This is a genomic window from Gordonia sp. (in: high G+C Gram-positive bacteria) (assembly GCF_049647785.1).
Lineage (GTDB): Bacteria > Actinomycetota > Actinomycetes > Mycobacteriales > Mycobacteriaceae > Gordonia.
Genome location: NZ_JBARYI010000074.1, coordinates 14,264 through 27,792 on the forward strand (window position 1 = coordinate 14,264; position 13,529 = coordinate 27,792).

15 protein-coding genes are annotated in these 13,529 nt (G+C 63.8%); 6 read left to right on the plus strand and 9 right to left on the minus strand.

The genetic code is table 11. The features are described from left to right. The 5 genes from rlmB to WBA38_RS11490 are packed head-to-tail and all read right to left on the minus strand — an operon-like array spanning position 1 to position 4,072. Positions 1-960: a 23S rRNA (guanosine(2251)-2'-O)-methyltransferase RlmB gene (rlmB, locus tag WBA38_RS11470; protein ID WP_424322735.1), complete on the minus strand. Its 960-nt coding sequence runs from the start codon at positions 958-960 to the stop codon at positions 1-3. Continuing rightward, entirely contained in the window at positions 961-2,355 is a 1,395-nt protein-coding gene (gene cysS, locus WBA38_RS11475) for a cysteine--tRNA ligase (protein WP_424295623.1), read from the minus strand. An 11-nt stretch (positions 2,356-2,366) separates the two neighbouring features. After that, positions 2,367-2,831, minus strand: a complete 465-nt coding sequence (ispF, locus tag WBA38_RS11480; RefSeq protein ID WP_424295621.1) for a 2-C-methyl-D-erythritol 2,4-cyclodiphosphate synthase — start codon at positions 2,829-2,831, stop codon at positions 2,367-2,369. 59 nt (positions 2,832-2,890) lie between these two features. Beyond that, entirely contained in the window at positions 2,891-3,568 is a 678-nt protein-coding gene (gene ispD, locus WBA38_RS11485) for a 2-C-methyl-D-erythritol 4-phosphate cytidylyltransferase (RefSeq protein WP_424295632.1), read from the minus strand. Positions 3,569-3,583: 15 nt separating this feature from the next. Next, positions 3,584-4,072 (minus strand): CarD family transcriptional regulator, encoded by a 489-nt coding sequence (locus tag WBA38_RS11490; RefSeq protein WP_424295619.1) that lies wholly within the window; start codon positions 4,070-4,072, stop codon positions 3,584-3,586. A gap of 280 nt (positions 4,073-4,352) precedes the next feature. On the opposite strand from WBA38_RS11490, the gene WBA38_RS11495 reads away from it, so the two are divergent. Continuing rightward, positions 4,353-5,027: a copper-binding protein gene (locus WBA38_RS11495; RefSeq protein WP_424295617.1), complete on the plus strand. Its 675-nt coding sequence runs from the start codon at positions 4,353-4,355 to the stop codon at positions 5,025-5,027. A gap of 129 nt (positions 5,028-5,156) precedes the next feature. After that, positions 5,157-6,545, plus strand: coding sequence for a DNA repair protein RadA (radA, locus tag WBA38_RS11500; RefSeq protein WP_424295615.1), 1,389 nt, complete (start codon positions 5,157-5,159; stop codon positions 6,543-6,545). Between the two features lie 51 nt (positions 6,546-6,596). On the opposite strand, the gene WBA38_RS11505 is transcribed toward radA, so the two are convergent. Beyond that, positions 6,597-7,121 (minus strand): PaaI family thioesterase, encoded by a 525-nt coding sequence (locus WBA38_RS11505; RefSeq protein WP_424295612.1) that lies wholly within the window; start codon positions 7,119-7,121, stop codon positions 6,597-6,599. 35 nt (positions 7,122-7,156) lie between these two features. On the opposite strand from WBA38_RS11505, the gene disA reads away from it, so the two are divergent. Continuing rightward, positions 7,157-8,239, plus strand: coding sequence for a DNA integrity scanning diadenylate cyclase DisA (gene disA / locus WBA38_RS11510; RefSeq protein ID WP_424295630.1), 1,083 nt, complete (start codon positions 7,157-7,159; stop codon positions 8,237-8,239). A gap of 115 nt (positions 8,240-8,354) precedes the next feature. Here disA and WBA38_RS11515 read toward each other — a convergent pair whose 3' ends face one another. Together WBA38_RS11515 and WBA38_RS11520 are read right to left on the minus strand one after the other, a co-directional pair. Next, positions 8,355-9,113 carry a hypothetical protein gene (locus tag WBA38_RS11515; protein ID WP_424322736.1) on the minus strand — a complete coding sequence of 253 codons (759 nt, stop codon included), beginning with the start codon at positions 9,111-9,113 and terminating at the stop codon, positions 8,355-8,357. Between the two features lie 136 nt (positions 9,114-9,249). Beyond that, positions 9,250-9,870 carry a carbonic anhydrase gene (locus WBA38_RS11520; RefSeq protein ID WP_424297394.1) on the minus strand — a complete coding sequence of 207 codons (621 nt, stop codon included), beginning with the start codon at positions 9,868-9,870 and terminating at the stop codon, positions 9,250-9,252. On the opposite strand from WBA38_RS11520, the gene WBA38_RS11525 reads away from it, so the two are divergent. After that, on the plus strand, positions 9,869-10,747 hold the full coding sequence (locus tag WBA38_RS11525) for an A/G-specific adenine glycosylase (protein ID WP_424297396.1): 879 nt from the start codon (positions 9,869-9,871) through the stop codon (positions 10,745-10,747). The two genes, WBA38_RS11520 and WBA38_RS11525, sit on opposite strands and share 2 nt — an antisense overlap. Here WBA38_RS11525 and WBA38_RS11530 read toward each other — a convergent pair. Beyond that, positions 10,730-11,518, minus strand: a complete 789-nt coding sequence (locus tag WBA38_RS11530; RefSeq protein ID WP_424297398.1) for an alpha/beta fold hydrolase — start codon at positions 11,516-11,518, stop codon at positions 10,730-10,732. The genes WBA38_RS11525 and WBA38_RS11530 overlap by 18 nt on opposite strands. A gap of 48 nt (positions 11,519-11,566) precedes the next feature. On the opposite strand from WBA38_RS11530, the gene WBA38_RS11535 reads away from it, so the two are divergent. Both WBA38_RS11535 and WBA38_RS11540 read left to right on the plus strand, forming a co-directional pair. Beyond that, positions 11,567-11,872 carry an antibiotic biosynthesis monooxygenase family protein gene (locus WBA38_RS11535; RefSeq protein WP_424297400.1) on the plus strand — a complete coding sequence of 102 codons (306 nt, stop codon included), beginning with the start codon at positions 11,567-11,569 and terminating at the stop codon, positions 11,870-11,872. 66 nt (positions 11,873-11,938) lie between these two features. After that, the gene (locus WBA38_RS11540) at positions 11,939-13,396 is read left to right on the plus strand and encodes an aldehyde dehydrogenase (protein WP_424322737.1); all 1,458 of its coding nucleotides are present in this window, start codon (positions 11,939-11,941) and stop codon (positions 13,394-13,396) included. Positions 13,397-13,529: the final 133 nt, after the last annotated feature.

A 13,529-nucleotide genomic window follows, 5' to 3' on the forward strand; every position in this document is an offset into this window, starting at 1 on the left:
CTACGCGAGCCGACGTTGGCGGGCAAACTCCGAAAGAACCACACCGGCCGCCACGGACGCATTCAGGCTTTCGACCTTGCTGGCGATCGGGATCGACAGAATCGAATCGCAGTTCTCTCGCACCAGACGCGAGAGTCCCTTACCTTCCGAACCGACCACAATGACGACCGGTCCGGTGCCGTCGTAGGTGTCGAGCGAGACATCGCCGCCCGCGTCGAGGCCGACAATCTGGGCGCCGTGCTTGGCCCAGTCGAGCAGCGTCCGGTTCAAGTTTGCGGTGGTCGCGACGGGCAGTCGTGCCGCCGCGCCAGCGCTGGTACGCCAGGCGACAGCCGTCATGCCAGCGCTGCGACGCTGCGGGATCAGCACGCCGTGGCCGCCGAAGGCCGCGACACTGCGGATCACCGCACCCAAGTTGCGAGGGTCGGTGATGTTGTCGAGCGCCACCAGCAGCGGTGCGTTGTGCGACGCCAGGGCGTCGGCCATCAGATCACTCGGGTGCGCGTACTGGTACTCCGGCACCTGCAGGGCAATGCCCTGGTGGAGGCCGTTGGGCGACATGCGGTCGAGTTCGGGCTTACCGACTTCCAGGATCGAGATCCCGCGGTCGCCAGCGGTCTGCACCGCTTCTTTCACTCGCTCGTCCGCGTTGATGGTGGTCATCACGTACAGCGCGGTGGCAGGCACCTCGGCGCGCAGACATTCGACGACCGGGTTGCGTCCAACGACATACTCCGGGCCGCCCTCTTCGGACTTGCGGTGGGTGCGGGCGCGACCGGTGGAGGCCTTCGCCGCTGCCTTCGCCTTCTTGTGGGCCGCGTGGTACGTGCGGTCCTCTGCCTTGGGGGTGGCGCCGCGCGCTTCCAGACCGCGACGGCGCTGACCGCCGGAGCCGACCGTCTGCCCCTTCTTGGTTCCGGACTTGCGGACCGCGCCGCGACGCTGGGAGTTGCCAGCCATCTACTGTTCCTTTGATTTGAGCGCCCATGCGGCGCCGTCTGGAGTGTCGGTGACTTCGATGCCCGCGGTAGCGAGGCGATCTCGGACCTCGTCTGCGACGGCCCAGTCTTTGGCGGCGCGTGCCTGCGCTCGCCGCTCCAATTCTGCCTTGATGAGGACATCGAGCGCAGCGTGAGCGTCGTCATCGTCACTGTCGGTGACCCAGTGCGGGTCGAGAGGGTCGGTACCGAGGATGCCGGTCATGGCTCGCACCTGCGCGGCGATTGACCGCGCCCGTTCACCGTCCCCGGCTTCCAACGCCGTGTTGCCCTCGCGGACCGCGTTGTGAACGGCCGCCAGTCCCGCGGGCACACCGAGATCGTCGTTCAGCGCCGCGGCGAACTCGTCGGTCACCTCACCGACCGGGACATCACCGACACGGTCGACGACGCGGTGCACAAACGACTCGATGCGCCGGTAACCCGCGGCGGCCTCCACGAGCGCGCCGTCGGAGTATTCGAGCATGGACCGGTAATGCGCGCTCCCGAGGTAGTACCGCAGTTCCACGGCACGGACCTTTTTCAGCATTTCCGGAATCGCGACCACGTTGCCGAGCGACTTGCTCATCTTTTCGCCACTCATGGTGACCCAGCCGTTGTGCAGCCAGTACTGCGCAAAGCCGTCGCCCGCGCCGTGGCTTTGAGCGATCTCATTTTCGTGATGCGGGAAAATGAGGTCCATGCCGCCGCAGTGGATGTCGAACTCGGGGCCGAGAAGCGAGGTGGCCATGGCCGAGCACTCCAGGTGCCAGCCGGGGCGGCCATGACCCCACGGCGTCGGCCACGACGGCTCGTCGGGCTTGGCTGCCTTCCAGAGGGTGAAGTCGCGGGGGTCGCGCTTGCCGGTGCCAGCGCTTTCGCCCTGGTGCACGTCTTCGAGTTTGTGCCCGGACAGGCTGCCGTATTCGGGAAGGCTGCGAACATCGAAGTAGACGTTGCCGTCGGACGAGTAGGCGTGGCCACGCTCAATGAGCCGCTCCATGTACGTCACCATTTGGGTGACGAAGCCGGTCGCACGCGGTTCCGCCGACGGAGGCAGGACGCCGAGCGCGTCGTAGGCGCGAGTGAAGGCGCGTTCGTGGGTGGCTGCCCACTCCCACCACGGACGGCCAGCGTCGGCCGCCTTGCGAAGGATTTTGTCGTCAATATCGGTCACGTTGCGAATAAAAAGGACGTCGAGCCCACGATAGGCAAGCCAGCGTCGCAGCACGTCAAAGGCGATTCCACTGCGCACATGACCAATGTGGGGAACGCCCTGGACGGTGGCACCGCAGAGGTATACCGAGGCGGTTCCTTCGCGCAGCGGAACGAAGTCGCGAACCTCGCGGGTGGCCGAGTCGTACAGGCGTAGAGTCACGGCCTGCAATTCTACTTCAGCGCGAGGAGTGCTGTGGCCACCGCCGCGATCCCCTCGCCCCGGCCGGTCAATCCAAGTCCGTCACTGGTGGTTCCAGACACCGAGACCGGGGCCCCCAGGAGGTCGCCGAGCACCTCCTGGGCTTGCGCTCGCCGAGGCCCAATCTTGGGTCGGTTACCGATAATTTGGACGGCCGCATTGACCGGGGTGAAGCCCTCGGCGTCAATGAGTTGGCAGACGTGGGCCAGCATGGTGGCACCGGTGACGCCGTGCCATTCGGGGCGGCCCACCCCAAACACGGCACCGATGTCGCCGAGGCCGGCTGCCGAGAGCAGTGCATCGCACAGCGCATGGATCCCAACATCACCGTCGGAGTGCCCCGAGCAGCCATCGGCGTCGTCGAAGAGTAGGCCGACCATCCAACAGTCGCGGCCGGGTTCGATGGGGTGGACGTCGGTACCGATTCCCACGCGCATGTTCACTCCTGACATTTCGTCGGCTGCTTTCTACTGCCCGGGTTACTGACGGGGTTTCGCTAACTGGATTGACGGTCGGCCACCAGGAGCCGAGCCAGTCGCAGGTCGAACGGGGTGGTGACCTTGAAGGCCATCGCATCGCCGGGCACTACCGTGACGGCGACACCCTCGGCCTCGACGAGACCGGCATCGTCGGTGGCGTCACCTTGCCCGCTGTGCGCTTGACGCAAAACATCCGCCGCGAATCCCTGCGGCGTTTGCACTGCCCGCAATTCGTCACGATCAGCGGTCCCCAAGACCGCGCCCGTCGCGTCGACGCGTTTAAGCGTGTCGACTACGCGCAGTCCCGGCACCACCGCCCGGGCACCGTCACGGAGGGCCGTCACCACCGAAGCGAACAGTTCCGGCGGAGTCAAAGCCCGAGCCGCGTCGTGCACCAAAACAAATGCGGCGTCGGGTGCGGCGGCGAGACCGGCACGCACCGAATCGCTCCGTTCGGCACCGCCGGGAACGACGATCGCGTCGGGCACAAGGGCGGCTGCCCTCTCGATGAGTTCAGTCGGTGCGGCGACCACAATCTGGTCGACCACACCAGACCGACGAGCCGCGTCGGCACTGAGTTCCAGCAGGGTGACTCCGTCGATTTCGACGAAGGCCTTCGGGACGGCCTCGCCGAGGCGAGTCCCCATCCCTGCAGCTGGAATCAATGCGACGACGCGGCCGCGGTTGTCTATCAGAACGTCAGATACCGATCAGGATGCTTCGGCGAGGATCTCGTCGAGCATGGTGTCGGCCTTCTCGTCGTCCGTGTGCTGTGCCAGTGACAGCTCGTCCACCAGCACTCGGCGAGCACGCGTCAACATGCGCTTCTCGCCTGCCGAGAGTCCCCGATCCTGTTCACGACGCCAGAGGTCGCGAACAATTTCGGCGACCTTGATGATGTCGCCGGAATTCAGCTTTTCCTGGTTGGCCTTGAACCGACGCGCCCAGTTGGTCGGTTCTTCGGTATGCGGTGCCCGCAAGATCTGGAAAACCTCATCGAGGCCTTCCTCACCAACAACGTCGCGAACTCCCACGTACTCGAGCTTGCTCGACGGAATCTGAACCGTCATGTCGCCGTCTGCAACCTTGAGTACCAGGTACTCAACTTCGTTACCCTTGATGGTCCGTACGACGATGTCTTCGACATGAGCAGCACCGTGATGGGGATAAACAACGGTGTCGCCAACTTTGAAATTCAATGTCCACTACCCCTTTCGAATGTAATCAGTCTAACACGCGGAGCACGACTACCTCCGCCAACGATGCAGGTCAACCCACACGTTGGCAGGTGGGCGGCACTATTTACCGCTGTTTACCTACCGTCGAATCGAGCCTTACCGGACCTTGGCACAAGGTCTCAGCGCTAAGATCATCGAAGCAATCCGTGACCCGGGGGAACATTTCCGGGACCCGGCAACTACGCTGCGTAGTGAGAGTTCGCGATTATCCGCGGACAACGCGACGATCACCCCGGAGGAAATGGTGTCAGTGCTTAATCGGTCCACCCACCGTCTGGCTTCGGCCGCTGCAGTCGGCGCGCTCGGAATCGCGATCGCCTTGGGCACCACGGCGTGCGGATCGGGAGAGATCTCGCAGACTGCAAACCAGGAGCCTGCCGTCAACGGCGCAAGCGGCACCATCGTTTTGAGCCCGTCGGACTTCAACGGCGAAGAGATGCAGAACGGCGTCATCGCAATCCGCAATGCGCACGTGATTTACCCGGTCGCCAAGGCCGACAAGATCTTTGGCGACGGCGGCCCGTTCAAGATTGCCTTCAACGTTGCGAACGACAGCCCGACGCGAGTGATCACCCTCGACAGCATCACCACCCCGACCGGCAACATCAAGATCGGGACCGCGAACAACGGCAAGATCAACCCCTCTCAGGGACTGTTGGCTGGCGAGACGGCCATCGCCGACACCGCGACCGACGCTGAGCGCGCTGCCGCCACCACCCGACTGGATGTGGAGCTGACCAACGCGGGCACGACCGTCGCCGCTGGCCTCACAATCCCGTTGACCTTCAACTTCACCGTCTACGATCTGGCGGGCAAGACGAAGGTCGAATCGGTTTCGACAACGATCGCGACCCCGGTCGACGCTGGCCCCAACCTGGATCGCCAGGACGAGGTCCGCGACATCTCCGGCCACTGAGCCAGACCCCAAAATAGCTAGCAGCGATGCCCCGGCCACACGGCCGGGGCATCGCTTTTATTGCCTCCCGGTCCGCGCAACCCGAAGTGCCCAAGAATACTTGTCAGACCGCCCGCCTACAGTGAACGCATGGCAAAGGCGAAGGCGGTATTCCGATGCACCGGGTGCGGGCATCAGGTGCCCAAATGGGTTGGTCAGTGCCCCAGCTGCCGCGAGTGGGGGACTATTTCCGAGTCCGCCCCCGCAGCGGCTGCCGTTCGCGCGGGAACTACCTCGGTCGTCCCGTCGAGCCCGGCGGTACGCATCACCGAAGTCGCCTCGAATTCGGCGACGTCGGTCCCAACCGGCATCGGTGAATTCGACCGTGTCCTCGGCCGCGGAGTGGTGCCGGGTTCGGTCATCTTGCTCGCCGGCGAGCCCGGTGTCGGCAAGTCGACGCTGCTGCTCGAGACCGTGAAACATTGGGCCACGCAAGGCAAGACGGCCCTGTACGTGACCGGCGAGGAGTCCGCTGGCCAGGTCCGGTTGCGGGCCGAACGGACCGATGCCGTTAACGAGAATATCTACCTGGCGTCCGAAACCGATCTCGCGACAGTTCTCGGTCACGTAGAGGCCGTCTCCCCCACCCTCCTGATCGTCGACTCTGTCCAGACCATGGTCGCCTCGGGAACCGACGGGGTCACGGGCGGTGTCACACAGATCCGTGCGGTCACCACCGCGCTGGTATCTCTGGCGAAAACGAGCGGTATCGCTGTCATTCTGGTTGGTCATGTCACCAAAGACGGCAACGTCGCCGGGCCTCGCTCTTTAGAACACCTGGTCGACGTCGTGCTGTCGTTCGAGGGCGATCGTCATTCGTCCCTCCGCATGATCCGCGGCATCAAGAACCGCTTTGGCCCCTCCGACGAAGTCGGCTGCTTTGAACAGCGATCCGACGGCATTCACGAGGTCAGCGACCCGTCAGGCATCTTTGTGCACCACCACGAATCAGATGTTCCCGGTAGCGCAGCACTGGTGGCAATGGATGGGCGGCGGGCCATGGTCGGCCAGATTCAAGCCCTGCTCAACGACACCAAAATGACCTCACCCCGGCGTGCCGTGTCCGGCCTGGATTCGGCGCGGGTGGCAATGATGCTGGCCGTCGCCGAGAAGCACGCCGCAGTCCGCGGCAGCGACAAGGAAGTGTACGTCTCCACCGTCGGCGGCATGAAGGTGACCGAACCGGCCGCCGACCTAGCCATCTTCTTGGCTTTGTACTCCTCGCAACACGACAAAGTGGTGCCGTCGACAACCGTCGCCATCGGCGAGGTCGGCCTGGCTGGCGAGGTACGCCGAGTGTCGTCGGTGGCGCGTCGCGTGTCCGAAGCCAAGCGACTCGGTTTCACCCATGTCATCATCCCGGCTGGCTCCACCGACGAGGACATGCCTCGCGGTGTCCGGATTAGCCGAGTGAACAATCTCCTGGAGGCAAGCGCGGCCGCAGTTTCGCGAATGGGCCTGGTCGACGCCCCGTTTTAGCTGATTTGGTGACCGCTTGAGCAGATTTGGCTGTCGCGTTAGCAGATTTGGCTACAGCGTTCCGTGAACCGCTTTGTCTAGGTAGCCAGCAAAGTGCTTCTGCAGGTCGATGGTGATGAAGACGGCGTGTGCGGCCGCGACCGGCTCGTTCGGGTCACCGAGGTGCGCGATGGCCCGGGTGTACACCTTGCGCCGGACGCCGCCCAGGATTTCTCCCTCAAAATGCACGGTGCTTCCGAGTGGGATGGGCTTGGCGTAGTCGATCTCCAAGTGCCCGGTCACGACCGGCTTTCGTACCAACAGCGGTGACGTGCCCATCACTTCATCGAAAGCCGCGGACAAAATGCCCCCGTGAATCACGCCCGGGCCACCCTGCATCCAGTCGACAACCTGCAACTTCCCGCGGACGGTGGTTCCCTCGCCCGCATACACGTGCAACCGCAAGCCGACGGGGGTTTCATCGCCGCAGCCGAAGCACATGCTGTGATGCAGGCCGATGCGTTCACCGGGCGGCGTGGCCTTCGGGTCGCGGGTCAGCGGCTCCATGTCCGCAGGCAGCACAAATGAGGTCTTCACGTACGGCTACCCTAGTGCAGGTGGACGAAATCCTTATGCACGATTCCAGCCGGGGTGAGCAAATTCGCTCGGCACTGCGCAGGGTAGCGCCCGGCACGGGCCTCCGAGATGGCCTGGAACGTATCCTCCGTGGCGGCACCGGTGCCCTCATCGTTCTTGGGTACGACGACGACACCGAACGCATTTGTGACGGCGGGTTTCACCTGGACGTCGAGTTCGCGCCGACGCGTCTGCGCGAGTTGGCGAAGATGGACGGTGCCGTCGTGCTGTCCGACGACGGTAAGCGCATCGTGCGTGCCAACGTGCAGTTGGTCCCGGACCCGACGATCCCCACCGAGGAATCCGGCACCCGTCACCGAGCCGCCGAACGTACCGCCATCCAGACCGGGGTTCCGGTCATTTCGGTGAGCTCGTCGATGTCTATCGTCAGCGTGTACGTCGCTGGTCGCCGACGCGTCGTGGAGAACCCGGACGCAATTCTGTCGCGCGCCAACGTCGCCTTGGCGACGTTGGAACGGTACAAGCTGCGTCTGGACGAAGTCAGCAGCCAGCTGTCGCGCGCGGAGATCGAAGATTACGTGCTGCTGCGCGATGCCATGAGCGCCGCGCAACGCATGGAGATGGTGCGCCGGGTGTCCGTCGAGATCGACGAGTACGTCCTGGAGTTGGGCGTTAACGGTCGTCAGGTTTCGCTGCAGTTGGAAGAGCTCATCAGCGACAACGACACCATGCGTGAACTCCTGGTCCGCGACTATCACGCCAGCCCGGAGCCCGCGAACACCGAGCAGGTGCGGCAGATCATCGAGGCTGTCGAATCCCTTTCGGACGCAGATCTTTTGGACCTCACGATGGTTGCTGGTGCGTTCGGTTACCCCACTTCTCTTGAGGCCCAAGACACCGCGATGAGCCCGCGCGGCTACCGTCTGCTGGCCCGCATTTCGCGGCTGCAGTTCGGTCACATCGACCGCCTCGTTCGCCACTTCGGGACCTTGCAGTCACTCCTCGCCAGCAGCGCCGCCGACCTGCAGTCCGTCGAAGGCATCGGCAGCATCTGGGCCCGCCATATTCGCGAAGGACTCTCACGCTTGGCCGAGAGCAGCCTCGAGCGTTTCGACTAGCAAGCCACTAGCGCCGACTCGGTTGGTCCGGGTTTTCCGCCCGGCAAAAGAATTGCTCCGTACTTTGCGCCCAAAACAGGGGCACAAAGTACGGAGCAAAGAGTTCAGCGGTTTACTACTGCTGCGCTGGCGCCTGTGCGGGCGGGACCACGTTGAAGGTGATGGGTGCCGATTCTCGTTCGCCGAGTTTGCCGGTGGCCTGGTAGGCACCAGCGGCGATCTGCACGCGCTTACGCTTGCAACCGGGACTGCTGGTGGTTCCCGACCAGGTGATGGTGTCGTTGACCTGCTGGCCAGGCTGCAGCGGTTGCACGTTCACGCTCTTGTCCGGAGCACAGTCTTGCGCCGACCACAGGACGCGCGCGCCATCCAACGTGCGGACGATGACGTTTTGAGCGGCCTTACCAATGTCGCGCGAGCAGGGCGCCAGTCCACCATTCGTAGTGACGATCGTGAAGATCGGCTGATCGCCGACGGTGTAGGTGGGCTTGTCGGTGTACAACACCACCGACAGGCTCTGATCCGCACACGGTTCCATTCCGGGGACACCCGGGGCGGGCTCGGCAGCCGGAGTCGCGGGCGACGACGGCGGCGCGCTCGGGTCGCCGCCAGCACCGTGCTCGCCGCCACCACTCGGGGCTTCGCTGCTGGGCGGCGCACTCGGCGTCGACGAAACAGGTGCGGGGGCAGGCGCGTTGGCCGATGCCGAGGTCTTTGCTGCCGCGTTCGCAGAGTCCGGCGTCGAACCGGATCCGCTGCTGAGCCACACGATCAACGAGATGACCGCAATGACCGCAACCGCAGCGCCCAGACCGGCGACGAGGCGACGTCGCCAATAAACCTCGGGTGGCAGGGGTCCTTGTGGGTCAATCACACTCGTAACGGTATCGCCGCGACCAGCGAAATAGACGAGCCTGCCTCGGCGTGTCGTAGATAAGATTCACAACCGGTGGAGTAACGGCCAGTCTTGACCTATCCAACCCCACCGACGTCAGTGTTCCCCACCGACGTCAGTGTTCACCGATATCGCCAATCACTTCGAGGAACTCCACCTGACCGTCTTCCAGGCGGTACGTCAGTCCCACGACTGCCAGCGTTCCAGCCTCGACGCGCTCGGCGATGATCCGACTGCGGTCCATCATCAAATGCATCGTCTCGGTGACGTGCCGGCCGACGAAGTCGTAGTACTCGGTGATGCCTTCAGCCCGTCCGGCGAGAATGCTCGGCATCACCTTTTCTACGATGGTGCGAACGTAGCCGTTGGGCAGGGTGTTCTTGTCGAGCGCTTCGAGGGTCGCACCGACGGCACCGCAACTGCTGTGGCCGAGCACCACGATCAGCGGGATGTCCAAAACGTCGGGGCCGAACTCGATGGTGCCGAGAACTGCTTCGTCGAGCACGTGACCTGCGGTGCGGACGACGAACATATCGCCGAGGCCCTGGTCGAAGATGATCTCGGCGGCCAGTCGGGAATCGCCGCACCCGAATAGCACGACGTGCGGGGTCTGCCCCTTCACCAGGCTCGCGCGTTGGTCACTACTCTGGTTTGGATGTATCGATTCCCCTTGGACGAAACGTTGGTTGCCATCTTTCATCACTCGCCACGCTTGGGCAGGGGTTAGATTTTCCATGAATTCGAGTATGCCACCGCACATTCTTTTGGAATGGTTTGGTACCTCACGGCGCGACCTTCCGTGGCGCGAACCGGACGTTTCCGGCTGGCAGATTCTGATCAGCGAAATCATGCTGCAGCAGACGCCGGTGGCCCGTGTCATCGAACCGTGGAACCGGTGGGTGGAGCGCTGGCCGGTTCCCTCGGCAATGGCCCGCGAAACCAGCGGCGAAGTGGTGCGGGCCTGGGGAAAGCTCGGCTATCCGCGACGTGCGATGCGCCTTCACGAATGTTCGCAGATCCTCGCCGCCGAACACCGCGACGTGGTTCCAGACGACGTCGAGACGCTCTTGGCATTGCCCGGTATCGGCGATTACACGGCACGTGCCGTCGCCTGTTTTGCGTACGGACAATCCGTACCCGTGGTCGATACCAATGTGCGGCGGGTCATCGCCCGCGCCATCCACGGTCGCGCCCAACCGGCCAACCCGTCAAAGCGCGATCTAGCCGATGCCGAAGCACTCCTACCCGAGGACGAAACGGCCCCCGAATTCTCTGCCGCGCTCATGGAGTTGGGGGCTCTGGTGTGTACCGCACGCAGTCCTGCCTGCGACGATTGTCCGCTGGTCGAGACGTGCCGTTGGGTGGCACTCGGCAAGCCCGCCTACGACGGACCTCCCCGCAGGACCCAGAAGTACGACGGCACCGACCGTCAGGCGCGGGGCCGTTTGCTTGACGTTCTGCGGGCGACAACCGGGCCCGTCGAACGGGCACGACTGGATTTGGCGTGGACATCTGATCCCGGCCAACGCGACCGCGCCCTCGACTCGCTACTGGTCGATGGGCTGGTCGAAGTTACCGACGACGGACTGTTTGCCTTAGCCGGGGAGGCTTGAGAGAAACGCTTCGACCGCCCCGCGATACACGTCGGGATGGTCGTCGTGGATCAAATGCCCCGCGCCTTCCACGCGCAAGTACTGCGACTGTTCGTATCGAGTTTGCTTGCCGCGCTGCGCCATCTGCGCCATCTGACCCTCCGGCGTCACCGTGAACTCGGCCTCCAGGAGTAGTGCGGGCACGTCCACCGCATCCCACTGCGGCCAAAAGTCGCGGGTCCCCCACTCTTCGGCGATCGCACCCCACACCGGGATGCTCCCGTGCAGGCGCCCGTCATCGAACGACTCGTAAAAGTACCGGCCAGCCACCTCACCAAACATGTCGACCGCGTGCTCAAGGTTGTCGAACCGATCGGGCCAACTGTTAAACCACGGCGCCCAGTCGCCGGTGGTGCGGCCGCGGAAGTCGGGGGCCATGTCTTCGACGACAATCGCCGAGACCAGTTCTGGATACTGCGACGCAGTGCACCAGGCGTGCAGCCCACCCATCGAATGCCCGATCAGGACCGCTGGGCCACGGTCGATCCACGTAATGAGTTCGGCAACGTCGGTGGCGAACCGTTCCGTTGCGATGTCCTCGTCGGTGGGCATTGGATCGTCGGCAAAAGCACCCTGATGATAGGCGGCGTCGAAGGTGAACACCCGGCCATAGCGTTTGAGCCACGGAATCTGCCGGTTCCAGGTGCGGCCGCGGCCCATGAGCCCGTGCAGGAGGACGATGGCACCGAAGCCCCCATTGTCGCGCCCGCCATAGTCGAGGAGTCCATTCACGACTTCCGACCCTAATGGCCAAGACCGTTCGCACGTAGGGTGGATCGCATGGCAATTGTGAAGATTAATGCGATTTCGATTCCCGAAGGTGCCGGCGCCGAGTTGGAGAAGCGCTTTGCGGCGCGCGCAGGCGTCGTGGAAGGCGCCGAAGGATTCCTCGGCTTCCAGCTCCTGCGTCCCACCAAGGGCGAGGACCGCTATTTCGTCGTCACCCAGTGGGCCGACGAAGACAGCTACGACGCCTGGGCCAACGGCGATGCACGCGCAGCTCACAAGAGCGACCGCAAGCCCGTGGCCTCGGGTGCCAGCCTGCTGGAATTCGATGTCGTCATCGACGTCGCCCCCAAGGCGTGACGCTAGCCACAAGTTAGAACGTGTTCTAGTATCGAGGAAAAGGTTCCCCGATATCTAGGAGCACGCATGACCGACCCCATCGAAACCACCCAGCTCTACATCGGCGGAAAGTGGCAAGACCCGCATTCCACCGAGGTGTTGGAAGTGTTCTCGCCCGCGACGGGCGAGAAGGTGGGTTCGGTCCCTGTCGCTGACGCTACCGACGTCGACGCCGCTGTGCGCGCCGCTCGCGCATCGTTCGATTCCGGCGTGTGGCGTAACACCCCGCCGGCCCAGCGAGCTGCAGTTCTTCGTCGTGCAGTCGAGCTGATCAATGAGCGTGGTGCCGAGATCGGTGCCCTCGTTTCGGCTGAGATGGGTGCCACCCCCGGCGACGTCGCCACCCTGCAGCAGTTGGCTGGCACCGGCGTTCTCAATGCCTACGCTGACGCCACCGACGCTTACGACTGGGAAGAGACCCGCAACGGTCTGTTCGGCGAAGCACTCGTCGTGCGCGAGCCCGTCGGCGTCGTCGGTGCGATCATCGCGTGGAACGTTCCGCTGTTCCTTTTCTGCAACAAGTTCGGGCCTGCGCTGGCCGCCGGTTGCTCAATTGTTCTCAAGCCTGCGCCGGAGACCCCGCTCAACGCGAATGTCCTCGCCGAGCTCTTCACCGAAGCTGGCGTACCCGAGGGTGTTATCTCGATCGTTCCGGGCGGCATCGAGACCGGAAAGGCTCTGGTCGATCATCCTGACGTCGACAAGATCACCTTCACCGGTTCCACCGCTGCCGGTCGTGCGATCGCCGCTACCTGTGGCGAGCAGCTGAAGCGTTGCTCGCTGGAATTGGGTGGCAAGTCTGCCGCCATCGTCCTCGAAGACGCCGACATCGCTGCCAGCGCACCGATGCTGGTCTTCTCGGGCATCCTGAACTCGGGTCAGGCATGTGTTGCCCAGACACGCGTCCTGGTCCCCCGCAGCAAGCAGGACGAGATCGTCGAAGCTATGGTCGCCGTCGCCTCCACCTTTGTTCCAGGCATCCCCACCGAGCCCGGAGTCAACATGGGCCCGATCATCACCGGTAAGCAGCACGAGAAGGTCACCGGCTACATCGCTAAGGGCAAGGAAGAGGGCGCAACCGCCGTCCTCGAAGTCCCGGCACCTGCCGTCGGCACCGGCAACTTTGTTGGCCCGACCATCTTCACCGGCGTCACCAACGACATGACGATCGCCCGCGAAGAGATCTTCGGACCGGTCATCAGCGTTATCGCGTACGACGATCTCGACGAGGCCATCGCCATCGCCAACGATTCCGATTACGGTCTCGCTGGCTCGGTGTGGACCACTGACGTCCCCAAGGGCATCGAGATCGCGAAGCAGATCCGCACCGGCACGATGGGTATCAACTGGTACGCCATCGACCCGTCGTCGCCCTTCGGTGGCTACAAGAACTCCGGTATCGGCCGCGAGAACGGTCGCGAGGGACTGGAAAGCTACCTCGAGCACAAGTCCATCCTGATGCCGATGGGCTACACCAGTAACTAGCTAAGCCAGAGAAGCCCGCCTCCGAACTGATTCGGAGGCGGGCTTCTTTCGTTCTGCGCCCGGCACACCCCGACCCCGGAACCCGCGAAACACACTTCCCGCATGATGCGTCGATTCCCGCACTATGTCAGAC